The sequence below is a fragment of the Vibrio sp. 704 genome, assembly GCF_033339295.1.
Genome location: NZ_JAWOUH010000014.1, coordinates 29,968 through 54,939, shown reverse-complemented (window position 1 = coordinate 54,939; position 24,972 = coordinate 29,968). Strand labels below are relative to the sequence as shown.

At 43.0% G+C, this 24,972-nt stretch carries 22 protein-coding genes; 12 read left to right on the top strand and 10 right to left on the bottom strand.

Going from position 1 to position 24,972, the window contains the following annotated elements:
• Positions 1-70 precede the first annotated feature (70 nt).
• Positions 71-1,024 carry a CorA family divalent cation transporter gene (locus R7R24_RS17385; RefSeq protein WP_005391702.1) on the top strand — a complete coding sequence of 318 codons (954 nt, stop codon included), beginning with the start codon at positions 71-73 and terminating at the stop codon, positions 1,022-1,024.
• Between the two features lie 73 nt (positions 1,025-1,097).
• Here the strand turns inward: R7R24_RS17385 and R7R24_RS17380 are convergent, their stop codons facing one another.
• Complete coding sequence (locus tag R7R24_RS17380; protein ID WP_005391701.1) at positions 1,098-2,282, bottom strand: NnrS family protein; 1,185 nt, start codon at positions 2,280-2,282, stop codon at positions 1,098-1,100.
• 182 nt (positions 2,283-2,464) lie between these two features.
• Here R7R24_RS17380 and R7R24_RS17375 point away from each other — a divergent pair, with 182 nt between their 5' ends.
• Positions 2,465-3,016 carry a gamma-glutamylcyclotransferase family protein gene (locus R7R24_RS17375; protein ID WP_017636002.1) on the top strand — a complete coding sequence of 184 codons (552 nt, stop codon included), beginning with the start codon at positions 2,465-2,467 and terminating at the stop codon, positions 3,014-3,016.
• A 38-nt stretch (positions 3,017-3,054) separates the two neighbouring features.
• On the opposite strand, the gene R7R24_RS17370 is transcribed toward R7R24_RS17375, so the two are convergent.
• Positions 3,055-3,642, bottom strand: a complete 588-nt coding sequence (locus R7R24_RS17370; protein WP_017636001.1) for an outer membrane beta-barrel protein — start codon at positions 3,640-3,642, stop codon at positions 3,055-3,057.
• A 420-nt stretch (positions 3,643-4,062) separates the two neighbouring features.
• On the opposite strand from R7R24_RS17370, the gene ebgR reads away from it, so the two are divergent.
• On the top strand, positions 4,063-5,049 hold the full coding sequence (gene ebgR, locus R7R24_RS17365; RefSeq protein ID WP_191115855.1) for a transcriptional regulator EbgR: 987 nt from the start codon (positions 4,063-4,065) through the stop codon (positions 5,047-5,049).
• A 170-nt stretch (positions 5,050-5,219) separates the two neighbouring features.
• Here ebgR and R7R24_RS17360 read toward each other — a convergent pair whose 3' ends face one another.
• Complete coding sequence (locus R7R24_RS17360; RefSeq protein ID WP_373921421.1) at positions 5,220-6,137, bottom strand: LysR family transcriptional regulator; 918 nt, start codon at positions 6,135-6,137, stop codon at positions 5,220-5,222.
• Between the two features lie 112 nt (positions 6,138-6,249).
• Here R7R24_RS17360 and chrA point away from each other — a divergent pair, with 112 nt between their 5' ends.
• The gene (gene chrA / locus R7R24_RS17355; RefSeq protein ID WP_191115857.1) at positions 6,250-7,389 is read left to right on the top strand and encodes a chromate efflux transporter; all 1,140 of its coding nucleotides are present in this window, start codon (positions 6,250-6,252) and stop codon (positions 7,387-7,389) included.
• A gap of 123 nt (positions 7,390-7,512) precedes the next feature.
• On the opposite strand, the gene R7R24_RS17350 is transcribed toward chrA, so the two are convergent.
• The gene (locus R7R24_RS17350; protein WP_005380169.1) at positions 7,513-8,157 is read right to left on the bottom strand and encodes a helix-turn-helix transcriptional regulator; all 645 of its coding nucleotides are present in this window, start codon (positions 8,155-8,157) and stop codon (positions 7,513-7,515) included.
• Between the two features lie 568 nt (positions 8,158-8,725).
• On the opposite strand from R7R24_RS17350, the gene R7R24_RS17345 reads away from it, so the two are divergent.
• The 4 genes from R7R24_RS17345 to R7R24_RS17330 are packed head-to-tail and all read left to right on the top strand — an operon-like array spanning position 8,726 to position 11,303.
• Positions 8,726-9,655 carry a hypothetical protein gene (locus tag R7R24_RS17345; RefSeq protein WP_005391691.1) on the top strand — a complete coding sequence of 310 codons (930 nt, stop codon included), beginning with the start codon at positions 8,726-8,728 and terminating at the stop codon, positions 9,653-9,655.
• Positions 9,656-9,675: 20 nt separating this feature from the next.
• On the top strand, positions 9,676-9,999 hold the full coding sequence (locus R7R24_RS17340) for a hypothetical protein (protein WP_005380167.1): 324 nt from the start codon (positions 9,676-9,678) through the stop codon (positions 9,997-9,999).
• A gap of 5 nt (positions 10,000-10,004) precedes the next feature.
• Positions 10,005-10,682: a C39 family peptidase gene (locus tag R7R24_RS17335; RefSeq protein WP_005380165.1), complete on the top strand. Its 678-nt coding sequence runs from the start codon at positions 10,005-10,007 to the stop codon at positions 10,680-10,682.
• 54 nt (positions 10,683-10,736) lie between these two features.
• The gene (locus tag R7R24_RS17330; RefSeq protein ID WP_025768212.1) at positions 10,737-11,303 is read left to right on the top strand and encodes a hypothetical protein; all 567 of its coding nucleotides are present in this window, start codon (positions 10,737-10,739) and stop codon (positions 11,301-11,303) included.
• Between the two features lie 224 nt (positions 11,304-11,527).
• Here R7R24_RS17330 and R7R24_RS17325 read toward each other — a convergent pair whose 3' ends face one another.
• Complete coding sequence (locus R7R24_RS17325) at positions 11,528-12,523, bottom strand: transporter (RefSeq protein WP_005380160.1); 996 nt, start codon at positions 12,521-12,523, stop codon at positions 11,528-11,530.
• A 476-nt stretch (positions 12,524-12,999) separates the two neighbouring features.
• Here R7R24_RS17325 and R7R24_RS17320 point away from each other — a divergent pair, with 476 nt between their 5' ends.
• Entirely contained in the window at positions 13,000-14,691 is a 1,692-nt protein-coding gene (locus R7R24_RS17320; RefSeq protein WP_031779037.1) for an AMP-binding protein, read from the top strand.
• A 68-nt stretch (positions 14,692-14,759) separates the two neighbouring features.
• Here R7R24_RS17320 and R7R24_RS17315 read toward each other — a convergent pair whose 3' ends face one another.
• Positions 14,760-14,960: a DUF1127 domain-containing protein gene (locus R7R24_RS17315; protein WP_224721253.1), complete on the bottom strand. Its 201-nt coding sequence runs from the start codon at positions 14,958-14,960 to the stop codon at positions 14,760-14,762.
• A 106-nt stretch (positions 14,961-15,066) separates the two neighbouring features.
• On the opposite strand from R7R24_RS17315, the gene R7R24_RS17310 reads away from it, so the two are divergent.
• Entirely contained in the window at positions 15,067-16,014 is a 948-nt protein-coding gene (locus R7R24_RS17310) for a LysR substrate-binding domain-containing protein (protein WP_054579100.1), read from the top strand.
• Between the two features lie 118 nt (positions 16,015-16,132).
• On the opposite strand, the gene fusA is transcribed toward R7R24_RS17310, so the two are convergent.
• Both fusA and radA read right to left on the bottom strand, forming a co-directional pair.
• Entirely contained in the window at positions 16,133-18,223 is a 2,091-nt protein-coding gene (gene fusA / locus R7R24_RS17305) for an elongation factor G (RefSeq protein WP_005386444.1), read from the bottom strand.
• 215 nt (positions 18,224-18,438) lie between these two features.
• Positions 18,439-19,818, bottom strand: coding sequence for a DNA repair protein RadA (gene radA / locus R7R24_RS17300; protein ID WP_005386443.1), 1,380 nt, complete (start codon positions 19,816-19,818; stop codon positions 18,439-18,441).
• A gap of 136 nt (positions 19,819-19,954) precedes the next feature.
• On the opposite strand from radA, the gene R7R24_RS17295 reads away from it, so the two are divergent.
• On the top strand, positions 19,955-22,303 hold the full coding sequence (locus tag R7R24_RS17295; RefSeq protein ID WP_005380143.1) for a PilZ domain-containing protein: 2,349 nt from the start codon (positions 19,955-19,957) through the stop codon (positions 22,301-22,303).
• A 61-nt stretch (positions 22,304-22,364) separates the two neighbouring features.
• Here R7R24_RS17295 and serB read toward each other — a convergent pair whose 3' ends face one another.
• Entirely contained in the window at positions 22,365-23,345 is a 981-nt protein-coding gene (gene serB / locus R7R24_RS17290; protein ID WP_005380142.1) for a phosphoserine phosphatase, read from the bottom strand.
• Between the two features lie 91 nt (positions 23,346-23,436).
• On the opposite strand from serB, the gene R7R24_RS17285 reads away from it, so the two are divergent.
• A complete protein-coding gene (locus tag R7R24_RS17285; protein ID WP_005391677.1) occupies positions 23,437-24,042 on the top strand; it encodes a YtjB family periplasmic protein in 606 nt (201 codons plus the stop codon).
• Between the two features lie 95 nt (positions 24,043-24,137).
• Here the strand turns inward: R7R24_RS17285 and deoD are convergent, their stop codons facing one another.
• Positions 24,138-24,857, bottom strand: coding sequence for a purine-nucleoside phosphorylase (gene deoD, locus R7R24_RS17280; RefSeq protein WP_005380140.1), 720 nt, complete (start codon positions 24,855-24,857; stop codon positions 24,138-24,140).
• Positions 24,858-24,972 lie beyond the last annotated feature (115 nt).

Here is a 24,972-nt window from a genome sequence, read left to right as displayed (position 1 = left end):
TGGCAATGCAATTCTCGCGAAAGAAGTATCTTGAGGTTATTTTGGTATCGGCTCAAACAAGGAAAAGAAAATGGGTTTTATGATTGAACATTGGGACTTCTCAACCCCAGAAGCAACTCAACAATCCACCACGGCAGAGCAAATTCAAGCTAAGCATTGGTACCATTGCGAACGGCTGCATCCTGATATTCGTGGTTGGCTGGAGCAAAACCAAGTACCTCGAGCTACGGTTGATCATCTATTAGCCGACGAAAGTCGACCATCTTTCCATCCTTTGGATGACGAGAACTTCATGTTGATTTTACGAGGCGTCAATATGAACGGCAATGCATCACCAGAAGATATGCTTAGTATTCGAATTCTCTACTTTCAAGGCGCACTCATTTCAACTCGTAAAATTCCATCACGCGCGATCATGGAGATTCGCCAAGCATTAGCGGAACACAAAGGCCCAAAAAGTCTTGCCAGTTTACTTCATCAGATCATTGAAGGATTAAACAGTAAAATAGACATTTACCTTGATACGATTGAAGAAACACTAAACCAGTTCGACGTGAATGATGAGTCGACGTACAAACATATGGCGACTCAAAAAGCACTGATTTCTATCAAGCGTTTTATTCGCCCTCAGCAGTACGCTATCCGTGATCTTGTGGAGTCAGAATCAGAATTGATTGCTTTGAGACCTCATCAATATCGCTTCGCACACAATAATATTACGCGCATAAATGAAACACTTGAGTTTTATCTTGGAGAAGTGGCGCTTTTCCAAGAAGAGATCAAACATCATCGTGATGAGAAAACCAATAAAAACAGTTACCTGTTTACTTTGGTAGCAACGATTTTTCTACCAACCAGCTTCTTAACAGGTTTACTCGGTATCAATGTTGGTGGAATGCCAGGCGTGGAATCCACCATGGCATTCACCTGGTTCTGCATCGCCTTAATTGTCATTTTTGGTCTAGAGTGGTGGCTATTTAAACGCTTGGGGCTCACGAATAAAGCGGACGACGAAGACGAATAAACACTAAACCTATAAAGAACAAAAACCAAAAGAGGAGCACGCGGCTCCTCTTTTCTCTACTCACATTAGAATCTTATCCGGGGTGACCATCCACACGAGGGGTCACAAGCATCACACCAAAGCGCCACACAAATAGCCCAAACGCAACAATCCATAATCCGCCGCTGATATCAATCCACAGTATCATGTTCGCTGGATCAAAGATCACGGCGAAACTGCGAACCAAAGCTGCCGCGGTAATTGCTGCAAACGCAAGGCTCATGTTTGGCCCTTTGTAGATCATGCGACCAGTATGTCCCATCGTCACCCGTGTAATCATCGCTAAAATCAAACCGCCTAACGCACCTATCGCAAACAGGTGAATGAGGTTATGGCTGGCAAATGCATCTCCCCAGACGCCTCGCAAAATTAAGCTTAGTGGTAAACACAAATACGCAGCATGCAGCGACCACACTAAAGGCTCGCTCAGGGTTAACCAAGGTTTCCAGCGAACAAAACGCACCAACTGAGCAACACCTGCAAATAGCATCAAAGGACTACCTAGTTCTGCAAACGTCACAGGGAAAAAGCTCAGCACAAATAGCATTACCAATGGCAAGTTCGCGAACCACTCTAACCAAGCCAATGGTTGCGCTTTTTCGAAATTAAATCGACGCGCAGTAAAAAATGGAATCACACGTCCGCCCATCACTGACAACAGCAAGGTAAACCACCACAGCATTGCTTGCCACACCGCTGAAGAGCTAAAGGGCGGCATACCTTTTATCGTTGCGTAGCTTGCAAAGTTCGCAAAGATGGCTAAAAGAAACAGTGGAACGAAAAACAAATTACGCCAACCTTTGGCTCGATACACACGAATGCCCACCTCATAGGCGACAAACAGTAAAAATACCGCTTCGATACTGCTGGTTAACCATAACGGTGCTGGTGTCCAAAGCAATATGCGGGGCACTAACCACAAGCCAAATAAAGCCAGAAGCATGTAATGCTTGGTACCATTAATGCCAGTCCAGTTTTGTACCGCGGTCAGTACAAAGCCAACTACAATGGCCATCGAAAAACCGAACAACATTTCATGTACGTGCCACCACAATGCAGGCACGGCTAATGCGTTTGGCTGTCCGCCTTGGAACATCCACACCCACAACGCAATCGCAACAATGGCGTAAATCGACCCAAACAGAAAAAACGGCCGAAAGCCTAATCGCAGCCATGCGGGGATTTTTTCTTCTACTTTTTTATCGGTGATATTCAGCATTATCTTGCCCTCAAGCGTCTCTCGATGCTGGTTAACTCAACTACATATTGATGCTACCATAAACATGTATAAAAAATACATGTTTATAATTAAGATTATACTTAAGAGGTAAAGTTGTGCTTCAGATGCGGGTTAGGTATAAACATGAGAGGCACAACTATCAGTTAAGGGATGCAACGACAATGTACATATTTGGCTATGGCAGTTTGATTAATTCTGCGTCGCGTAAGTTAACCGGACAAACGGGAGAAGCCATTCCCGTCATAGCACATGGGTTGGTTCGCTACTGGGGGAAGATTGACGACAGCTACAGCCTCTCTCCATTAGTGGTGAACCAAGGCGATGGACAGGTTAATGGCGTTTTACTCGAAGTGAATAAAGAAGCGCTCGCAGAATTCGACCGCCGTGAGCGAGGTTATCATCGTATTCAACTTCAGCCAGATCAAATCGAAACAGATGCGAGTTTTAACCAAGAACATGACATTTGGGTTTACGTAAAAGACGAGCCACTACCACCATGCGCAAAGAGCCCAATCATGCAAAGTTATGTTGATACCGTGCTGGCAGGTTGCTTGGAAGTTTCCCACGCGTTTGCAGAGCATTTTGTGCGTCACACCATTGGCTGGCAACACGCGAAAGAAAATGACCGCCATCAACCCAAATATGGCAACCTTGCAGGCGTACAGGAGCACCATTATGAGTTGATTGATAATCTGATCAAAAAAGGAGCCTAACGGCTCCTTTTTAGTATCTATGTTTTGCTTATGCGAGCTTAAAACTTGTAATCAACGCCAACGTACAGGCTGTCAAAATCAAAATCTTCGCTGCCACCGTTTTCGGCATCAATACTTACCGAAGAAGCACGGTAGCCACCAGATACAACCAAACCTGAAGCGAACTCATAACCAGCCTCAACACCGTAGTTAAAGCCTACATCACGACCATCATCGGTAACAGTGCTAGATGATTTCACTTCATAAGAAACACTCATTACACCAAGGCCAGCAATCGCACCAACATAGAAGCCTGTACCTGCAAATTGGTATTTAGGCTTCGCATTGAAATTGAACGCAGAAGCATCAACACTAAATTTAACCGGCCACCCCATGTAAGAAAATGTTTCTTCAAAGTCGCCAAAGTATATGTACTCACCTTCAAAAGCTAGTTTGAAGTTTTCTGAATATTGCAGCTCTTTACCTACAGCAAGGCTAAGACCTGTCGCAGAAAAATCTTTTGACAAGCTTTTAACTTTAAGATCTGAATTTACCAAATCAGCACCAACATACCAGTTACCTTTTGCTTGAACTGATGCTGAAGCAACCACTGCACCTAAAGCCAATAATGGCAATACTTTTTTCATTATAATTTCCCAATTTTTCATACTGTTAGACAGCTTTTAAAAGCGCGGAGATTATAAATAGAGTTGAATACTTTCCTATTGATTTGTTTATAAAATGAGACACAAAACATAAACATGAACAATAAAACGTTTGCTTGATTAAACTCTAAACAGCTCGACTCCTATTAAGTACTAGAGTTACCACAAGTAGCAAGTTTCCAAACCTGTCGCGTTTTTCAGTATTTTTACAGCAATATAATCCTTACGTTTACGGCTTTATTTATTACTCAATAGAGTGTATTTCATGAAAACAAGTTGGCTTGATATGATGATTTAAAGTGTTTAGGACTGTCTTACTAAAGGTTTGTGCATATCTAAGTAGCTGTTTAAAATAGTCAGATTATTGAGCTCACACTTGGGCAGTGCCAACGGGAAATTTACATGGCAAAGCTAAAAGATATCGCCATTGAAGCAGGCGTCTCACTTGCAACCGTATCGCGGGTTTTGAACAACGACCCAACGTTGAGCGTTAAAGAAGAAACCAAATACCGCATTTTGGAAATTGCAGAAAAACTGGAGTACCGCACCAGTAGCTCGAAGAAAGGCATCAAAGAAGTTAAGCAAAAACATCACTTTTTAGCCTTATATAACTACAAACAAGAAACAGAGGTGAATGACCCTTACTACTTATCAATTCGTCATGGGATTGAAACGCAATGCGACAAATTAGGTATTACGCTAACCAATTGCTATAACAGTGAAATTGATGTTGAAACGAAAAAGATAACAGGTGTCCTTTTAGTCGGAAATGTCGACCAAAAGGTAGTAGATAAATTACCTAAACGTCTAGCCGATAGCATCTGCTACATAAACTTTTCAGATCCAACCTGCCCTTATGATTGCGTTGATGTCGACCTTATTCGAATCAGTAGGCAAGTGGTTGATTTCTTTGTACAACGAGGCCACCGCCGCATCGGTTATATTAGCGGTCAAGACAAGCACGACGCAGCTGACACTCGTAAAAATGTGTTTTTGGACTATGGCTGTCTAAAAGGCGTGGTCGCAGAACAAGATATACACTATTGTGCCTGCTCTAGTTTGTCCGGTTATAACTTAGCGAAAGAGATGCTAGCCAAAGGTGACTTCCCGAAAGCAGTATTCATTGATTCAGACTCCATCGCGATTGGCATAGTACGTGCAATCCATGAATTTGGCTTAAAGATACCAGAGGATATTACGTTGATTAGTATGAATGATATTCCTACTGCTCGCTTTACCTTTCCGCCGTTGTCTACAATTCGTATTCACTCTGAGTTGATGGGAACTCAGGGAGTGAACTTACTGGTGGAAAAATACCGAGATGGACGCTTACTCCCTCTTCATGTATACGTTCAAACAGAGCTTAAACTACGTGGTACAACTCAATGATACCTTTTCCATTAATCTCTTTTATGAATTAAATCTTGAACATCCCCCCCTAACCCAAGACATTCATTTTGCACAATCAGTACTGTTTCGGTGTAACGCCGATAACTCAGCGGGTAGTAAGAAGTCCAACAACAAATAACTCTAAGCACCATGAGTGCCCCAAATGTTTATCATTTAGAGGTGATGGTCGAAAAAACCAACTCGCGTAGCCAAATGCCTTTGTCTTCATTGTTTCGGCTGGAATGCCACAGCATGGCAATATCAAAATCCGCAACGGCGATCGGCGGCTTAACAGTAGTGAGATCGTCCGAAAAGCCCTCCGCCAACGCCATTTTTTCTGGCACGATGGCAATGAGATCGCGCTTTTTCAACAGATGCCGAATAGTGAGAAAGTTGCGCGACGCCACGGTGACTTTGCGGCTCAAGCCATGTTCTGCAAGCTTTTGGTCTACTTGTGTCTTTAAGCTCCCATCGGGACTTACCAGAGCTTGCTCTATGTTCGCGAACGCTTCCAGAGACAGCTGTGTTTCCCCTTTCAACACCTGTTTATCACACATGCACACGTGTTTTTCGGTGTACAAGTACAAGCTCTCAAAGTTGTCATCCAACACCGGCATGCTGCCAATAATGACATCGAGCTTTTCGTGCTCAGTTAATGCCACGTAGTTGCTACGATTGACGTTAATAAAACTGATCTGCGCCTCTGGGGCGCGCTGGCGTATTTCGTCATAAAGCCCAGGAGCAAAGATAAACTCGGCATAATCCGTTAATCCAATGCGACATACACCCGCATAATTTTTAGGCTGGAAGACAGACTTAGTGAGCAAGTCTTTGGCAATAGAATCCAACAAATGATGCACGATTGGCGCGATGTGGTGAGCGTGCTCGGTGGGCTCCATCTTGTGCCCTTTTCGCTCAAAAAGCGGGTCGTCAAACAACAACCTTAAACGAGACAAACTATGACTCATCGCCGACTGGCTAACGTAACTTTTCTCTGCCGCGACGCTAACGCTTCGATAGCGATACAAGTAGGAAAACGTCACCAATAAGTTCAAGTCAATGTTGCGCCACTGAATGTCCTCTTTCACTCCAACATCCTCATCCCATTTCATTCATAGATGAAATTAAAATCATCAATTTGAGTCATTTTAGAGCATTCGATAAATTAGCAACAATGCTTTTTAGATAAACAGGCTCGACATGTTCACCATATTCAAAACTTTTTTCTTGCTGGGTTGGTTCAGCTTCGGCGGCCCTGCGGCTCATATTGGTTATTTTCGCCAAACCTTTGTTGAGAAACTGAAATGGCTTGATGACAGCGAGTACGCGCAAATTGTCGCGCTCAGTCAGTTTTTGCCGGGACCGGGCTCAAGCCAAGTTGGCTTTGCTTTAGGCTATAAACGTGGCGGTTTAGGTGGTGCATGCGCAGCATTTGTCGGATTCACGCTTCCTTCAGTGGTCATCATGTTGGCGCTGGCGATGATGAGCAGCCAAATCACCGACACCGCAGTGTTCCAAAACATCGTTCACGGCCTAAAACTGCTCGCAGTCGTCGTCGTGGCGGATGCGACTTGGGGCATGTACAAAAACTTCTGCCAAAGTAAACTGACCGCGGGTTTGTGCGTCGCGACTGCGATTGCGTTGCTGGTAGCACCAAGCATCATGACGCAAATGTTCGTGTTGATCGCAGCAAGTTTTGTCGGAATGCGATATCTGAAGAAAGACTCCGCGCCATCAGCCGAGCCGTTTAAACCGTCTATCGCGCCATTGGCTCTATTTGCGGTGCTTTTACTCGGCTTACCGTTAGTGGCTCATACGTTACCTTTGCTTGGGCTGTTTAGTGATTTTTTCCAAGCTGGTAGCTTAGTGTTTGGTGGCGGTCATGTGGTTCTGCCGCTTCTGCAAAACATTGTTGGCGACCAGCTCAGCCAAGATGCATTTTTAACAGGCTACGCCGCTGCACAAGCTGTACCGGGGCCAATGTTCACCTTTGCGACTTTTATCGGTTATGAGCTTTCGGATACGCCAATTTTAGGCGCTCTGATCGCAACGCTTGGCGTATTCCTCCCAGGGTTTCTTTTACTACTTGGCGTTCTTAAGAACTGGCAAGCACTGGCAGGCAAACCGCTGGTCTCCGGCGCCATCAACGGTGTAAATGCCTCGGTAGTAGGGTTACTACTCGCGGCACTTTACCAGCCAGTATTTAGCAGCGCAGTTGTTGCTCCCATCGACATGGCGTTAGTGATTGCGGGTTTCTATCTACACAAAAAGCTCAACCTTTCGGTACTATGGATGAGCGTGTTTTTTGTGGCAGCAGGCCTTGTCACGGGCATGATGTAGCCTGCTGATACGCCAACTATTGAATCTAGATAAACCACGGGCACTCAAATACGAGTGCCCTTGCTTAGATTAGATAGTGAAAACGGAACAGACCCCGATAAAAAGAGCATCACAAATTGTGACTTAACTTCTCTCGGTTAAGCCATTGTTCATTCTTACCAACTTAACCGCATCATGACGAGAATGGACATCGAGTTTTTTGTACAACTTGTATATATGGCTTTTCACTGTACTTTCAGATAAAAAAAGTCTTGAAGCAATTTGTTGATTTGAAATGCCGTACACAAGTAGCTCTAGAATCTGTTTTTCTCTGCATGTTAACTCATCATGCTGCTGTTCTTCGGACAAATTTGCATGCCGATAATTGAGGACTAACTTCTCTAGGTACATTCTTGGTAGCCACAACCCACCTTTCAGTACGTATTCCGCGCCATCACATATATGTGTCACTGATGCACTTCGGAGCAAAATTCCTTTTAACAACTTCCAATGCAGTAAGTCCGTTTGTACTTTTTCACAAGGGACGTTGTGAAGCATAAAGGACCACCCAAATAGATCAAAATCTGGTAACTTTCCTTGTACTTCAAGCTGACGCATAAAATCGTAATCAATAAACATCAAATCGATACTGAGTGAGTGACTTCTGAACACCACTTCATCTGGTTGCATTATCTTTACATCGACATCATGAATGGAAGACAGCTGTTTTTTTATTAAGTTACTTTGTAAATTACTCTCAGCTAGCAGTATCAAGTGCTTCTTTTCCATAGTCCCACCACATTAACTTACCTGTTTCACCAACCCCCGTTAGAAAATTAATTGGGGATAGCAAAGAGAATTTATCTTCATTTTAAGTAGAAAATATAGCACTTCAGAATGATATCGCATTGCTTTTCAGCACCGAAAAAGACTTAAAAAGTATGAACCTGTTGTGTTTTTATCCATACTTTTCAACCTGTGTTAGCATAAGGATATGATTTATAATATTAAATAATAAAGATAATAATTGGATAAAATGCCATTTATAAAAAATGGATGACTGCTCCGCTCAGTGCAATAGAACAAATTACTTCTTTATATTGGCTTCATTTCATACTTGATGAGTACTTAAAGTAAATACAAAAAATAACATTATGATTATGTTATTTTTTTCTTTAAAACCTTAAAGAGACGCACCTAAATACTCCCTTCCAGCCTGAATCATTCTCAATAATGAGAACAGCTTTCACTGATCCTTTCTTATAATTTCATCGCTTCCCACAACATTTGAAGGAAGCAGCAAGAAGTTAAGTGCAGTCATTTTTAATCAGGAATAACAGGAAATGGAGTAATCGTTATGACTCTAAACAAAACAGGGCTTGCTTTAGCAATGTCAGCAATTTTATTTAGTGGCTCTCTAATCGCGAATGAGATCGATGATGGAGACGACAACATGCAATGGACTGACAGCGCTAATACCGATATCGGTTTATCTGGCAGTTTCAATGATAACAGTGACAATAGCGCATCTCTCGGTGTTGGTGATAGCTTCAACGACAACAGCGATAATAGTGCGTCACTAGGTATTGGTCATAGCTTCAACGACAACAGCGACACTGACAACAGTGCAACTCTTGGTGTTGATGACAGCTTTAATAACAACAGCGACAACTCAAACTCGAGCACTAACACAGCTCAAAGCCACAACGACAATAGTACGTCTAACGCTAACGACAACAGTACCAGTGCTGATCTTGATGTGAGCCTAAATAGTGATAGTAGTGATTCAAGTACTAACACAAATAGAAGCCACAACGACAACAGCGACTCTAGTACTACTGTAAGACGTAGCAACAACGACAACAGTGACTCTAGTATCAACAGTAGCTTTAACGATAACAGCGATAATCGTAATCAAAGCGACAACCGTAACCAGAGTGATAACCGTAGCTACGCTGATTCAAGCACAACAAACTCGAACAGCTTTAACGACAATAGTAACTATCAAAGTGACTCGAGCTCAACAAATGTTGATAGCTTCAATCAAGTCCATATGGATACAGATATGGTTGTTGCGAGCTCAAGCCTAATGGGTGGTGTTACAGGTGCATCAGTTATTTATGCAACTAACGCGGATGATACTCGAGTTCGAGTTGAAAACATGAACACCCTTGGTGGTCTTGGTGGTGCAGCTGGTATTACTACCGTTGGTCAGAATGCTGGTTCAAATTCACTTGTACAACAATCTGTTACAACTAATGCAAGTGTGTTTACTGGGGGTGAGTAACCGACTAGTAGGAGAAAGCGATGCGTTTGGCAATCTGTACTTTGAGTATGATAGTTGCCTGCACTGCACTCGCTGATGACATTGCATTATCTGGCGGAGAAGTTAGCTTGGATATCATGAATGAATCAAGAGGTGGACAAAATGTTGAACTCGACTTGGTTTATGCAGAATCAGATATCAATGGTATTTCGTCAGATAATGTCGCGTCAAACACCGTGAGTGGTAACAATATACTATCAAGTGGAGCGTTCGCAGACAGTTCGGGTATATCCAACGTAATTCAGAACAGCGGAAACAACGTTTTAATCCAGAACTCTACCGTCGTTAACCTGACACTCAAGTAAACAATATGAAAGTATTAAATAACTTAATTTGGCTGATGCTCGTTTATTCAGCATCAGCCATTTCATTAGAACTGCTACCTTACCGAGCACATTACTCTGTTCCTGTTAAAAGCTACAAAGAAATAGTGTTCGGTGATGTTTTTCGCCAACAGTATGACTTCAGCTGTGGCTCTGCCGCCCTGGCTTCTCTTCTCACTTTTCATTATGCAACAGAGTCATCTGAACAAGATATCTTCAAAAGCATGTTTGAAAAAGGTGATAAAGAAAAAATCAAAGAGAAAGGTTTTTCTTTGTTGGATATGAAGTTTTACTTGGATTCCATAGGGTTACGTTCTGACGGCTTTCAAGTAGGACTGGAGAAAATTAAAGAAGTCGGCGTCCCTGGGATTACTCTCGTTAATTTCGACGGGTATATGCATTTTGTTGTCATCAGAGGTATAAACAATCACTCAGTTATTCTAGGAGACCCTTCTAGAGGAACCATGATAATGAAACTAGATGAGTTTGAAAAATATTACCAAGGAATTGTGTTACTGGTCCGTAACGAAGCGGAAATGGGACGGTCTAGCTTTATAACCAATGATAATTTCACCGTATATCAAAGATCACCATTAAAAACAGGAGTGTCTAGAGATTCCTTAGGGGTATTTAGCATTACTCTCCCAGTTTCCGGTGAAAATTAATATAACATTGTTTTAAATAACTTTAAGAACTTAACAACCTGAAAGGCCTACATTATGAACTACAATAAATTTTTGTTAGTGCTTTGTATGCTAATACCTCATTTTAATGTGAATGCTAAAGATGTTGGCCTGCAAGAACTTACTCCTCTTTCAAATTTATCTTTAGAAGAATATCGAGGTGGTTTCCAAATTACGGACGAGTATATTATTAATATTGGATTAAGCATTACTACGACTATAAATGGCGATGATATTTTGAACACAAATATTGCCAACTTAGTAATTGAAAATGGTAATTTAAAAAACATTAGCGCAAATAGTGAAAATCAAAGTGGAGATGTTTTCAACCAGGGTATTGTTAACATCATACAATTTGGTGAAGGCAATATTATTGGAGATGATTCTATAGATTCACCCAAAATGCCTTCGTCTCAAAATCCTAATATAATAAGTTCAGACTTTATAAATTCAAGTATTATCAATATTATTCAAAACACGAAAGATAACAGTATTATTGGACTTAGCACGCTCGTAGACATTGATGCTCAAGTAAATGGGGTAATACGGGAAATCAAAGCAAACCAACAATTAGAAGACGCCTTATTGAACCACCTTCAATGAGCATTTCCATTTTTATCTGAAAAATTGTCACGTTAAGCTTCTTTGATATTAGAAACGACTGATATCTATGATTACATACCAAAAGAAAGTTCGATATATCAATCGGCCACCATCATTTTAAGAATATATACCTACTTTATCCAATATAATCCAATCAATTTATAATGCGAACACTAGGCGCTAACGATAAATTAGGCCCAAGACTCAAGGGCCTAATATCCATTTTACAAATTAAAAGGTACTCGTACTGTTAATTGAAAGTCGGGAGTATCTTCTGTAAGACCAGCTTGAGCACTAACATTGATAGATGAGCGTTCACTAAAGGCATAGTTTATACCAAAAGTTAATGCATCTAATTGAAGCAACTTAGCATCATCTGCCGATCTGCCATTTACTTTGCTTTTTAAAATAGTTTTATGGCTAAGTCCTAAAGAGAATGAAAGATCAGGATTAACCGCAAACCCCATTCCCCCTGAAAGAGAAATAGTGTCTCCAAGTTCAACATCAGCTTTTGTGTCGCCAACTGTAACAGTATCCTCTAAGTTATAAATATAACTTAGACTAGCGAACAAGACCGCAGGATCAACAGGGTGAATAAGAGATAAATTAGGCTCAAAACTCCAAAAACCCGAACCTGTAGGGACATCACTAAATGAGTTGCTTCCATCTTCAATAGAAACATCATAAGGCGATCGTCCTGTATCCGACTTTACTCTAAGGCCACCTACCCAGTATGGCGCAGACTCAAAGTTAAACTGGTGCCTCAATGCGAACTCTACATCACCAAGCCCTCCGCCATCCACCGTTGTGTTTACTACTTCACTGTTTGAACCATCTTGAATGGGGCGCGTAGAAACTTGGTCATTACGATACACATACGGCACTCTAACTTCTAACTCTGTGGCGTTTGTTAAACCGTACCGAGCAGTTAATCCAACGGTTACTGTAGTCCTATCCGAATCACTCACTTCAATTCGCCCAACAATCAGAGTTGGTAAGACTGTATACCCAACAACAGATACTTTGTTTGAAGAGTTTTGTGTATAGCTTAAAGACGAATCAAATGACCATTTACCTTTAGGTGTGAGAACGCCTGGGCGCTCAATAACATCACCAACCGTTTGGGCGCGCTGAGGAATATCATCTCCTTCAGCACCATATGCATTCCCCGCAATGAATAAACTACAAAGATAGGTACCCAGTAAAGTCTTCCGTAACATCACATCTTTCCTTTTGCTGATGATCGTACCCAAGTAATCTCAGGCAATAGCTTGAGGTGAAGCTCCTAACTTTCCAAAGTAAGATTAGTATAACTACTTCAAAACCACGACATACCTTTAAGTTTGGCGCTTTGAAGAAATTAGGAGACATTTATACTTATCTTCAACACTAAGCCACTAGTTAATAAATAATTAGGATAGATTCTATGTTTTCGCAATATTATTAATAAAATAAATTGCTTACCTGTGCTCTTAGTATGAAGTCGGTATGACATAACAGCTGAAAAGCCTGTTCTCTTTTGCGTAGCATCAATCACATTGCTTTTTAGATCGAGTCGCTCCGACTTCAACCATAACTAACGCTATCTTCCCCACATATTTCATCAAAATGCATTCCCGTGTCGCGATTTAACATGCTAAAGTTAACAATGCGTTAACAATTATAAATACAATGAGAAGACATGGAGTCACTTAAAATGAATCAGCCGAATCTAAATAGCGCTGCTGGTTGCGCTCTCCCACCACCAAATGAAATGATCCTCAAATGGGCTCAAGAGCGTCCAAATGAGGTCTACCTAAAACAAATTATTAACCGACAGTTTGTTGAGTACACATTCTCTGATGTTGCAGATCAAGCCTTAAAACTTGTCAGCGCACTACGCTCGCTTGGTGTAAAGCCTGGCGACAAAGTTGCGTTAGTATCTAAAAACTGTGCAGAATGGTTTATTTGCGATCTTGCTATGATGCTTGGTGACTATGTCAGTGTGCCAATCTTTCCTACCGCCGGTGCAGACACCATCGAATACTGTGTGACTCATAGTGAAAGTAAAGCGATCATTGGCGGAAAACTCGATGATCCCAAAGCAACTCAGCAAGTCATTGATGCTATGCCTGAACTCATTAGCATCGCTCTACCTTATGACACGGCACCTAAGTGTAAGCACGAATACCAAGCGCTCATTGCTGATGCAGTGCCAAGTGAAGAGCGTCCGCAGCATTACGATGACAAGCTAATGTCGTTGGTGTATACCTCAGGCACATCAGGGTTACCGAAAGGCGCGATGCTAACTTACGGCGCATTCAGTTGGTCTGTTCAGCAACTGATCAATCATATTGGTATCCAAGAAAACGACCGATTGTTCTCTTATTTACCGCTCGCTCATATTACAGAGCGTGTTTATATCTTCGGTTCATCGATTATGGGTGGCGTGCCAACAGCATTTCCAGAGTCACTGGACACTTTTATCGAAGATGTGAAGATGCACCGACCAACTCTGTTTATCTCCGTCCCACGATTATGGACGCTATTCCAGCAACGTATTCAAGACAAACTTCCACAGAAGAAGCTCAATATTCTGTTGAAAATCCCATTCGTCAATTCTTTGATCAAGAAAAAGCTAGCAGATGGTCTAGGTTTAGATCAGGCTCGAGTATTAGGCTGTGGCTCTGCACCTGTCTCGCCAGCGCTGTTGGAATGGTACCACTCAGTGGGCCTTGATATCACAGAGGCTTGGGGGATGACGGAATCATTTGCCTACAGCACGCTCAACTACCCATTTAGAGCTGACAAAATTGGTAGTGTCGGTAATGCAGGGCCAGGCATTGAGTTAAAAATCGCAGCCGATGATGAAATCATGGTGCGTGGCAAAGGGCTATTTTCTGGCTACTACAAAAATGATATTGCCACCCAAGAGTCTTTTGATTCAGAGGGCTGGCTACACACAGGCGATATCGGCGCTATCGATTCAGATGGTTATCTAACGATTCAAGGCCGTAAAAAAGATAACTTCAAAACCGCCAAAGGTAAATTTGTCTCTCCGGTACCTATCGAGAAAAAGCTTTTCGAGTACAGTCGCGTAGAGATGATGTGTCTCATCGGTTTAGGGCTACCCGCTCCGATTCTTTTGGTTGTGCCACATGACTTCCCTAACTTTGATCGAGAGCGATACGCACGTACCACACGTAAAGTTATTGCCAGGATGAATCAAGAACTCGCCTCTCATGAGCAAATCAAAGGTGTGTTAATGATTAAAGAACCTTGGAGTATAGAAAATGGCGTACTGACGCCAACGCTTAAAATTAAACGTCATGTGCTCGAACAAAAGTATCATGAGATAGGCCACAATTGGCCAAAAGATGAATTGGTCGTGTGGGAAGAAGACTTGTAATTTTGCTTGCACTCCTCAACACCATTGGGGAGTGCAACTTAACTTTGAGCTTGAATCAAACTCATAGACTACTCTCTCCAGAATGGCTTACTCACTTCACAACTAATCTCCCTTTCACCTAATCCAATATCGTCCCAAAGGTGCTTTGGTAACTCTCTCAAGTGACGACGTGTCTTATAGTTCCTTCTCCAAGCCGCCAGTTTAGAATAAATTAACTGTAACCCGCTCTGATGGGCAGTAGGTATAGTACGCTCACAAGTGTGTGTCATGTTTTCCATTTCAAAGATCCCTATACAATGTTGACCACTTAATAATCAGCGACTACGCTGATATCCTCAAACGATAGAATCTGCCATAGAGTTAAGGAAAACTAATGTGAAAGATCGAATGCCTCCCTTACAGGGCTTGTATTACTTTTTCGTTGCAGCAAAGGAAGGAAGCTTTAAAACGGCAGCAAAAGAACTGTTTGTTACGCCAGCGGCCATTAGTCAGCAAATTCGTCATTTAGAAGAGTTCTTAGGCACGGACCTATTTGTTCGTCAGCACAGAAAAATCGTGCTCACACCTGAGGGAGAGCTACTGTTTAGTCAGGCAGAAAGAGGGTTTGCTCATTTGCAGCAAGGGGTTAGATTAGTCAATCAAGATCCAAACCCGAACCACCTTTCGATATCAACACTCCCCTCTTTCGCTCATCATTGGTTAGTCCCGAAAATTACGGCTTTTCGTCAGCGTCACCCTGATATCGCCTTGCTATTAGAACCAACCAATGATTTGGTGTCTTTTCAAGATAGCCAGATAGATTTATGTGTTCGTTACGGTTTAGGAAAGTACCCCAATTTAGAATCACAATGGCTAATGGACGAAGCTTTTTATCCAGCTTGTCATCCGGTGTACCAGAAAGAGCACGGGATCTATAACATCGAGGATTTAAGCAAAGCTGAGCTGATTGAAGATGTTTGGCCTGATCTTGATTGGAATATGTGGTTAGCAACCTTGGGTCACTGCGCAGCAAAGCCTACCTTAAAATACAGTGGATCACATCTCGTGCTTGAGGCTGCACTATCACTTCAAGGCGTGGCATTAGTAAAACACAGTTTAGCTCATCAATATTTTCGTTCTGGCAAATTGGTCCGAATTGGAGATATCGCTATCAAGCCCAACTTTGCGTATTACTTGTGTGCGCCAAAAGGCTACTTAAAAAGACCTAAAGCTCAATTGTTTGCGCAATGGTTGAAGGAAGAAATAGAAATATTTGAAAAGTCAGTGGTACCAGACTTTAAGACCATTGACCTAAAAGGCAACAGCACTAGAACGACATCATAACAATCGTCAAAACAAACGCTAAATAGGAATAAAACAAAAACGCTCTGCGTATAAGACTGCTAGATACAAAAAGCCCCGCACTAAGCGGGGCTTTCAAGTTATAGAGTTAACTTAAGAATTACTTCTTAGCGTTACGCTCTTTAACGTCAGCAATTACTTGCTCTGCAACGTTTGTTGGACATGGTGCGTAGTGTGAGAACTCCATAGAGAACTGACCACGACCAGAAGTCATAGTACGTAGAGTACCGATGTAACCAAACATTTCTGATAGAGGTACATCACCCTTGATACGTACGCCAGTAGACGCTGCTTGTTGGTCTTTGATCATACCACGACGACGGTTAAGGTCACCGATTACGTCACCAACGTGATCTTCTGGAGTGAACACGTCAACTTTCATGATTGGCTCAAGAAGTTGCGCGCCAGCTTTAGGCATAGACTGACGGAATGCACCTTTCGCTGCGATTTCGTAAGCGATAGCTGAAGAGTCAACTGCGTGGAAACCACCGTCGAATAGTTCAACTTCAACGTCTAGAGTAGGGAAGCCAGCTAGAACACCGTGCTCCATCATTGACGCAAAGCCTTTCTCAACTGCAGGCCAGAATTCTTTAGGTACGTTACCACCAACAACTGTTGATTTGAACGTGAAGCCAGAGTTTGGCTCACCTGGTTTGATGCGGTAATCGATCTTACCGAACTGACCAGAACCACCAGACTGTTTCTTGTGCGTGTAGCTATCTTCGATTGCTTGAGTGATAGTTTCACGGTAAGCAACCTGTGGAGCACCAACTTCTAGCTCAACGCCGTAAGTACGCTTAAGGATATCTACCTTGATGTCTAGGTGAAGTTCACCCATACCTTTCAGGATAGTTTCGCCTGAATCTTCATCAGTCTCAACTTGGAATGATGGATCTTCTGCAACCATTTTACCGATCGCAATACCCATCTTCTCAGAACCGCCTTTATCTTTAGGCTTAACTGCGATAGAGATTACTGGATCTGGGAAGATCATTGGCTCAAGAGTACATTCGTGCTTAGGATCACATAGAGTGTGACCAGTTTGAACGTTCTTCATACCAACTACAGCGATGATGTCACCAGCTTGTGCTGAATCGATCTCGTTACGCTCGTCCGCGTGCATCTCAACCATACGGCCGATACGCTCTGTTTTACCAGTTGCAGAGTTAAGGATTGTGTCACCTTTCTTCATCTTACCAGAGTAGATGCGGATAAAGGTTAGAGCACCGAAGCGGTCATCCATGATCTTAAATGCAAGAGCACGTAGTGGCTCGTCTGCAGATACAGTCGCAACTTCACCAGTTGGCTCACCAGTCTCTGAATCAGTTAGAGGCTGTGGATCAACTTCTGTTGGAGATGGTAGGTAATCAATTACCGCGTCAAGAATAAGTTGGATACCTTTGTTCTTGTACGCTGAACCACAGTAAGTTGGGAAGAATGCTAGATCACGAGTACCTTTACGGATACAACGTTTGATGTCTTCTAGAGATGGCTCTTCGCCTTCTTCTAGGTAAGCCATCATTAGATCTTCGTCTTGCTCTAGAGCAGTTTCGATTAGCATTTCACGGTATTCAGCAGCTTTTTCTACCATGTCTGCTGGAATATCTTGAACTTCGTAGTTCTCTGGTTGGCCAGACTCATCCCATACGTAAGCTTGTTGGCTTAGTACGTCTACAACACCTACGAAATCTTCTTCGATACCGATAGGTAGAGTCATAACTAGAGGTGTAGCACCTAGTACGTTCTGTACTTGATCTACAACTTTGTAGAAATCTGCGCCCATACGGTCTAGTTTGTTAACGAAGATCAGACGTGATACGTGTGATTCGTCAGCGTAACGCCAGTTAGTTTCTGACTGAGGCTCAACACCACCAGAACCACAGAATACACCGATACCACCGTCAAGTACTTTTAGAGAACGGTAAACTTCGATAGTGAAGTCAACGTGTCCAGGAGTATCGATGATGTTTAGACGGTGATCGTTCCAGAAACAAGTTGTTGCTGCAGACTGGATTGTGATACCACGCTCAGCTTCCTGCTCCATGAAGTCAGTAGTAGTTGAACCGTCGTGAGTGTCACCGATCTTATGGATCTTACCAGTTAGCTTTAGGATACGCTCTGTAGAGGTAGTTTTACCCGCGTCTACGTGAGCAAAAATACCAATGTTTCTGTATTTTGATAAATCAGTCATTGTCTTACTCTGTTAATAAGGTATAAAGTGCGCGCAGAGTATATCACATTCTGTCAATACTGATACCCTTGCGTGCGGATGGAAGAAAAAAAATTTTAACGTGAAATTTCCGTCCCCAAAGCATAGTCAAACACAGCAATTTATGTACTTTATTCGCATTTTATTGAGGACGGATAGAACAGTTTGTGATTGCACAAATACCATTCTTATGAGCATTACAGCTCGTCAAAAGCCTCTATAGCTTCCGACAATTTCTTAACGCCGTGAATTTGCATGCCAGGGATGCCACCTTTCGGCATGTTGGCTGCTGGCACGATGGCTTTCTTGAAACCATGTTTGAACGCTTCATTCAAACGCTCTTGCCCACTTGGCACTGGACGGATTTCGCCCGCAAGCCCTACCTCACCAAAAATCACCACATCTTTAGGGAGTGGACGGTCACGAAAACTCGATAAAAGCGCCATAACTAAAGCAAGATCAGCGCTCGTCTCCGTCACCTTAACACCGCCAACCACATTAACAAAGACATCTTGGTCTGCCATTTGTAAGCCACCATGCTTATGCAACACCGCGAGCAAAAGTGATAGGCGGTTCTGCTCCAAGCCGACCGCAACACGACGAGGGTTGGCTAACTGCGAGTAATCCACCAGCGCTTGAATCTCTACTAGCAGAGGGCGCGTGCCTTCCCAAACCACCATGACGGAAGAGCCTGATGTTTCTTCTTCACCACGAGAAAGGAAGATCGCTGATGGGTTACTCACTTCTTTCAATCCTTGGCCTGTCATTGCAAAGACACCAAGCTCATTCACAGCGCCAAAACGGTTTTTATGACTACGCAAAGTGCGGAATCGGCTATCCGTTCCACCATCGAGTAGTACCGAACAGTCGATAATGTGTTCAAGAACTTTGGGGCCCGCAAGGGTACCATCTTTTGTTACGTGACCAACAATAAATACCGCAACATTATTCTGTTTTGCGTATCGTGTCAGAGCCGTCGCAGATTCACGTACCTGAGCAACACTGCCAGGCGACGATTGAACATCAGAAACGTGCATCACCTGAATCGAGTCTATTACCATTATACGAGGCTGCTCTTTTTCGGCGATTTGGCAAATTTTGTCGACGTTCGTTTCCGATAGCATTTTTAAATGATCTTTCGGCAAGCCCAATCGGGAAGCACGCATTGCCACCTGCTGTAACGACTCTTCACCGGTTACGTAAAGCGTTGGCATTTGCGCAGATAAACTACACATGGTTTGCAACAGAAGGGTTGATTTACCTGCACCAGGGTTACCACCAATCAAAATTGCGGCACCTGGCACAACACCACCACCCAAGACGCGGTCAAGCTCTTTAAACCCACTGGTGAAGCGAGGTACTTCTTGCAGATCAATTTCGGATAGCGTTTGAACCGTTGCTTCTGTTGCGGAACCAGCGTAGCCGCTTAAGCGTTCATTGCGAGCAACGGTTGGCGATGCAGCGATACGTACTTCTGTTATCGTATTCCATGCACCACATGCGTTACACTGCCCCTGCCAACGGGGAAAGTCCGCGCCACAATCATTACAAACATACGCTCGTTTTGCTTTCGCCATGATGCCTCAATTTTTTCTACAAATGTGACTAAGCACAGCCAAGTCAGACCTGAACTGAAATGAACTATTGATATACTTAAGTATTACTTCGCTTAGCCGATACAATTTAAAGTAACGACATACTCTAACAGAAATAATGCAGCAATCTGAAATTCTCTCGCTCGCAGAACGACTCATTCCCGTTTACGGTACGAATGACTTTGACTTTGTCCTTGGCCAACTGACCGAGGAAGAGCCGCCTTCGGCCAAAATTTTGGTTAAAATGGAACTTAACCGCTTAATGGCTCCATGCAAAAAAAGCATTGATTTGCGAGGTCGCGTTCAAGGCGAATGTCGCGAGTATATTTTGGATGGCATTCCACATTGGTTGGATGATGTTGCTTTCAACGCTTACCATAAAAACATCAAAAAGTTTGGCTGCTACACGGAAGGAATGTGGGAAGCATTGGTCAACACGCGAAATAACTTTCGCGTAATGAGCAAGCGCCTTACTCAGCAAAAAACGCAATCGTTAACGGATCCTAAAAGCCCGTTCTTAGCAGAACCCGTTCACCTAGGCTACGATTTAAAGCGCCAAGAAAAACGCTTGAAAGTCCAATCTCAAGTTGAAATTTGCCGTTCTAAAGGACAGCTTCTTCATGGATTAAGCATTGATTTATCTAGCTCTGGCGCAAAGTTCAAAGTCCCTAGCGCATTTAAATATAACCTTGGGGAAATTATTCAGGTCACGTTTACTGAATTTGCCAGCAAATCTAACGTTGCAGGTATAGAGAAACCGCTTGCATACCGCATACTCGCGGTTGATGACTGTTACGAAAATGACTCAGTTCGATACCTCAGAACCATACGCTTAACTGACACCAATGTCGTCACCAGAGTGATAGATGAAGCGCTCAACAGTGCTGCTAAAAGGGCTCGTCACGACAATCAAGACAAGATTATTCGAGCTCGAACTCGCGGTTATGAGCACATCGCACTAAAGCACACCAGCAGCTTGCCTCTATTCTTTGATGGTAGTGACCTAAAATTAGCAATGTTAACGCCAAACAATCAAAAGCTTTGGCAATACTGGCACGATGAGAGAAACCAGCAAATGTTTGGTTCCTTATTCAACGAGCAACGCATCGCGTCACTCATTAAGCCTGGTGTGAAAGGAACAACCAATGTCCTTTATTCATTTACTCACGAGCACGAGAATCGAACCTATTTCTATTCGATGTTTCGCCCTGAAGCAACTCGCGAACAGCGCCAGCTATTTTGGCATTTAGGTGGCAAACGAGAGAGTTGGCGCGCCTTTAGAATTTCAATCTTTGAACTATCTGAGCAAGAACAGGAAGACCTAGCAGCTTTCTCTCCAGAGTTAGCAGAAACGTCTCAATCACTGACTCATATTGGTATTTTGCAAGAAATTGCTGACGAAAAATCAGGGCAGGATTACCTGCTAACTGAAAAGCCGCGCTTACCCGCTAATACGTTAAACGCGTTTCGTCATCCGAGAAGAGTTATCGGCAATCCAAAAGGCATTTATTTTGATGCAAAGTCTCGTCGAAAAGAGCCTCGTTATCGTTTTAAAACACCTTTAGAGTTGTACTCAGGACAAACTAAAACAGGCGGCTGTACTGTTGACCTTTCCAAACGAGGACTCGGAATTAGGCTAAGTGAGCCTACGATGTTACGTTCTGGGCAAGAGGTAAGAATCAACTTTCGAGAATTACAACTCTACGATAAAAAATTGCCGTTAATGTCGGTGCCATACCGAGTAATTCGTGTAAGCCCAGACGGTTGTAGCGTGCAGCTAGTTATTGATGAAAGCAGCCAAACCATGAAGGTAATCGCTTTTTTCAACAGCATTATCGAGCACAATCAAGACAAGCTAATCCCGCAAAAAGAGACGCTACCAAGTAATGCTCTACTTGAAAGGCTGCACTGCATGTTGCTCTCGCGTACGCTGAGCACGCCCATTTTTATCAGTAAGAGTACGTCATCTTCAATAAAAACCCCCGTTATCGGGGTGAACTTGCCGCTACCTAAACACATTGAACTTTTTGCCCGTCTTGGGCATGACCAACTGTTGTCACTTGAACCTATCTTTAAAGGCCGGACAAGCACATTAATCGCAGAGCCAATAAAACGTGTAGAAGGTGCTCAAGCCAGACATCAGGATATCTACATAAGCGCCGCAAAAGTAGGCAATAAAATTACAGGCATTGAGTCAAAGCTTCATCAAGAGTTCAACAGCGTAAAAGAGCGGATTCAATTTATAAAGAAAGCGCGAATGATGGGTGACTTTTACGTGATTCGCCTTTCTACTGCGCCAATTTTCGATCCGATGACATCATTACTGCAACAAGATTTAAGTGACTTAACCCAATTTGGTGTACATCAAGCAAGCAAGTTAGAAAAAGAGTTGACGGCGCTCGTTGGTTACAGTGAATTTGAAGACATTACTGAAGAGGTAGTAATTAGATTGGAGTTAACCGAGTAAATTCAAAGTCATACCAAATTGAAAAAACACCGCCTTTCTGGCGGTGTTTTTGAATGGATGGTTAAGGTTTAGCTTTCCAGCTGACCTTTTGCTGCTTCACCAATGCGCCAGATAAAATACAGAGCACACCGCCCAACCCTGCAAAGCGAATCGCTGATTGCGCTTGAGCTTCCACTTTTGGTTTTGCGTGATACGCAATCCCTAATCCTGCCACCGACATCATCACAAGATCATTAGCGCCATCACCGACAGCAACCGTGTTGTGCTGCTCAATTTCATATTCATCCGCCAGTTCCACTAGAATGTCAGACTTCATCTGCGCCGTTACCACATCGCCAAGTACTTTACCCGTGAGTTTGCCGTCAATAATTTCTAATTGATTGGAGCGAGCAAAGTCTAAGTCGACTTTATCTTTGATGTAATCAGAGAAGTAAGTAAAACCACCGGAGGCAATCGCTGTTTTCCAGCCCAAGGCTTTCAACGTCGCAATTAGCGCTTCAAAGTCCGGCATGAATGGTAACTGGGAACGAACTTGTTCAAGAATTGATTCATCGGCACCTTTGAGCTTACCAACTCGCTGACGTAAACTTTGCTCAAAATCCAGCTCACCTTGCATGGCACGTTCAGTGACTTCAGCGACCTCATCCCCTACTCCTGCCAGTTTCGCGATTTCATCAATACACTCTATCTGGATCGCCGTTGAATCCATATCAAATACAATCAACCCTTGGGTTGATAGATCGGGCACTTCATTAAGCGAGGCGTAATCTAGGTTGAGACTTTGTAAGATCGTTTCATGTTGAGGAGTCAACTCTCCGGCCATCAGGGCTACTTCATATTGGCCAACTTTCCACGTTTCTAGTATTGGGTTGTAAAAGCCGGTGAAGAAATCAATGTCTTCGAAGTGACTTGGCGAAAGGTACTCAGCAAATACGATCCAGTTTGCTTTTGCTTTATCTAATTGGGAGGCAAATCGAGTCTCGGGTAATCGTTTTAAAAGTGTCGTATGTTTTCTGATAGGCAAGCTTTTTGACGCGTCCATGTATATAATCCCTTATGACTTTGCTAAAACGTTACCTCAACAAACTAAAAAGGCAAGTCTTTGTTTTATTTTAAATGGATGAGTAAAGAGCATGAGTGAATCTTTGTTCTCAGTAAGGAATGCCCTAAGAATTCTGGCACTAATCCTACTGTGTGTGATGTTGTTTATCACAATAAAAAACAGTGTTGTGATCAGTAAGGGTAATGAGAAAATTCAAGCACAACAGCTTGAAACGCTCACCAAAGTTTTGATTTCACAGGCGTCTCTTTCTGCCAGTGAGATGATTTTAACTAAAGATCAAGAACGATTACTTCAGCTAACAAACCAGCTAGCACAAGACCGTTTAGTGTTTGATGCAACAATCTACGATGCACAGGGTGTACGTTTAGCGTCTAGTGAAGAGGCATTATCGGTACGCGAAGTTCTTGGCCTGGATACGCCTTTGGCAACAGCTTCCATTGGTCGCCAGCAGTTGGTTGAACCAGTTTTTGCAGATGGTGCGCTTATCGGTTTTGTTCGCGTGACCTTTGAGACGGGCCGGGTGACGGCTATTTCTGACCACCACTATCGCAAGAGCGATCGTTATATGTACATGATGGTCTTAATGAGCTTTGTCTGTGGTATGTTGTTCATCTTGATTTTACGTCGACAACCGATACGTCGTAAAAAAGCGCCAAACCTGCTGCTAACCAAGTAACTAGGTAGCGCTAACAACTCATATAAAAACAGCCCGCAATGTGTGGGCTGTTTTTTTAGCTCTTGAGAGCGAAAAATAGAATGACTCTTCGTCGCTTACTCTTCGTCACCAAGCAATACTGAATCTAGTGCGATTAGCATCATGTCGTTGAATGTCGTTTGACGCTCGTCAGATGTAGTCTGTTCGCCAGTCTTGATATGATCAGAAACCGTACAGATTGTCAGAGCTTTTGCACCGTATTCTGCCGCAACACCGTAAATACCAGCCGCTTCCATTTCAACACCAACAATGCCGTACTTGTCCATTACATCGAACATTTCTGGATCTGGCGTGTAGAAAAGCTCTGCTGAGAATAGGTTACCAACTTTAACGTCAATACCGCGAGCTTTTGCAGCGTCTTCTGCCGCACGAACCATGTTGTAGTCTGCGATTGCCGCGAAGTCATGACCTTTAAAGCGGATACGGTTCACTTTAGAGTCAGTACATGCACCCATGCCGATCACAACATCACGCACTTTGATGTCTTCATTCACTGCGCCACAGCTGCCAACACGGATGATTTTCTTCACGCCGAAGTCTTTGATTAGTTCAGTCGCGTAAATCGAGCATGATGGGATACCCATACCGTGGCCCATTACCGAGATCTTACGGCCTTTGTATGTGCCTGTGTAACCAAACATATTACGAACGTCACACACTTGAACGACATCTTCAAGGAAAGTCTCTGCGATGTATTTTGCACGTAGTGGATCACCAGGCATCAGTACGACGTCTGCAAATGCACCCATTTCAGCATTGATATGTGGAGTTGCCATTTTCTTTTCCTTAACCTTTCTCTAGCGCTCCGCGCTTAAGGCGATATAAGCCAGAGTATTCTCATTTCCGACAAGCAGCATTTACATACTGCAAACATAAAACTAGGAGCAATCA

Excerpts from the sequence above, each read along its gene's own strand:
- R7R24_RS17385 (WP_005391702.1), top strand. The coding sequence starts at position 71 with ATGGGTTTTATGATTGAACATTGGGACTTCTCAACCCCAGAAGCAACT.
- R7R24_RS17380 (WP_005391701.1), bottom strand. The coding sequence starts at position 2,282 with ATGCTGAATATCACCGATAAAAAAGTAGAAGAAAAAATCCCCGCATGG.
- R7R24_RS17375 (WP_017636002.1), top strand. The coding sequence starts at position 2,465 with ATGTACATATTTGGCTATGGCAGTTTGATTAATTCTGCGTCGCGTAAG.
- R7R24_RS17370 (WP_017636001.1), bottom strand. The coding sequence starts at position 3,642 with ATGAAAAAAGTATTGCCATTATTGGCTTTAGGTGCAGTGGTTGCTTCA.
- ebgR (WP_191115855.1), top strand. The coding sequence starts at position 4,063 with ATGGCAAAGCTAAAAGATATCGCCATTGAAGCAGGCGTCTCACTTGCA.
- chrA (WP_191115857.1), top strand. The coding sequence starts at position 6,250 with ATGTTCACCATATTCAAAACTTTTTTCTTGCTGGGTTGGTTCAGCTTC.
- R7R24_RS17350 (WP_005380169.1), bottom strand. The coding sequence starts at position 8,157 with ATGGAAAAGAAGCACTTGATACTGCTAGCTGAGAGTAATTTACAAAGT.
- R7R24_RS17345 (WP_005391691.1), top strand. The coding sequence starts at position 8,726 with ATGACTCTAAACAAAACAGGGCTTGCTTTAGCAATGTCAGCAATTTTA.
- R7R24_RS17340 (WP_005380167.1), top strand. The coding sequence starts at position 9,676 with ATGCGTTTGGCAATCTGTACTTTGAGTATGATAGTTGCCTGCACTGCA.
- R7R24_RS17335 (WP_005380165.1), top strand. The coding sequence starts at position 10,005 with ATGAAAGTATTAAATAACTTAATTTGGCTGATGCTCGTTTATTCAGCA.
- R7R24_RS17330 (WP_025768212.1), top strand. The coding sequence starts at position 10,737 with ATGAACTACAATAAATTTTTGTTAGTGCTTTGTATGCTAATACCTCAT.
- R7R24_RS17325 (WP_005380160.1), bottom strand. The coding sequence starts at position 12,523 with ATGTTACGGAAGACTTTACTGGGTACCTATCTTTGTAGTTTATTCATT.
- R7R24_RS17320 (WP_031779037.1), top strand. The coding sequence starts at position 13,000 with ATGAATCAGCCGAATCTAAATAGCGCTGCTGGTTGCGCTCTCCCACCA.
- R7R24_RS17315 (WP_224721253.1), bottom strand. The coding sequence starts at position 14,960 with ATGACACACACTTGTGAGCGTACTATACCTACTGCCCATCAGAGCGGG.
- fusA (WP_005386444.1), bottom strand. The coding sequence starts at position 18,223 with ATGACTGATTTATCAAAATACAGAAACATTGGTATTTTTGCTCACGTA.
- radA (WP_005386443.1), bottom strand. The coding sequence starts at position 19,818 with ATGGCGAAAGCAAAACGAGCGTATGTTTGTAATGATTGTGGCGCGGAC.
- R7R24_RS17295 (WP_005380143.1), top strand. The coding sequence starts at position 19,955 with ATGCAGCAATCTGAAATTCTCTCGCTCGCAGAACGACTCATTCCCGTT.
- serB (WP_005380142.1), bottom strand. The coding sequence starts at position 23,345 with ATGGACGCGTCAAAAAGCTTGCCTATCAGAAAACATACGACACTTTTA.
- R7R24_RS17285 (WP_005391677.1), top strand. The coding sequence starts at position 23,437 with ATGAGTGAATCTTTGTTCTCAGTAAGGAATGCCCTAAGAATTCTGGCA.
- deoD (WP_005380140.1), bottom strand. The coding sequence starts at position 24,857 with ATGGCAACTCCACATATCAATGCTGAAATGGGTGCATTTGCAGACGTC.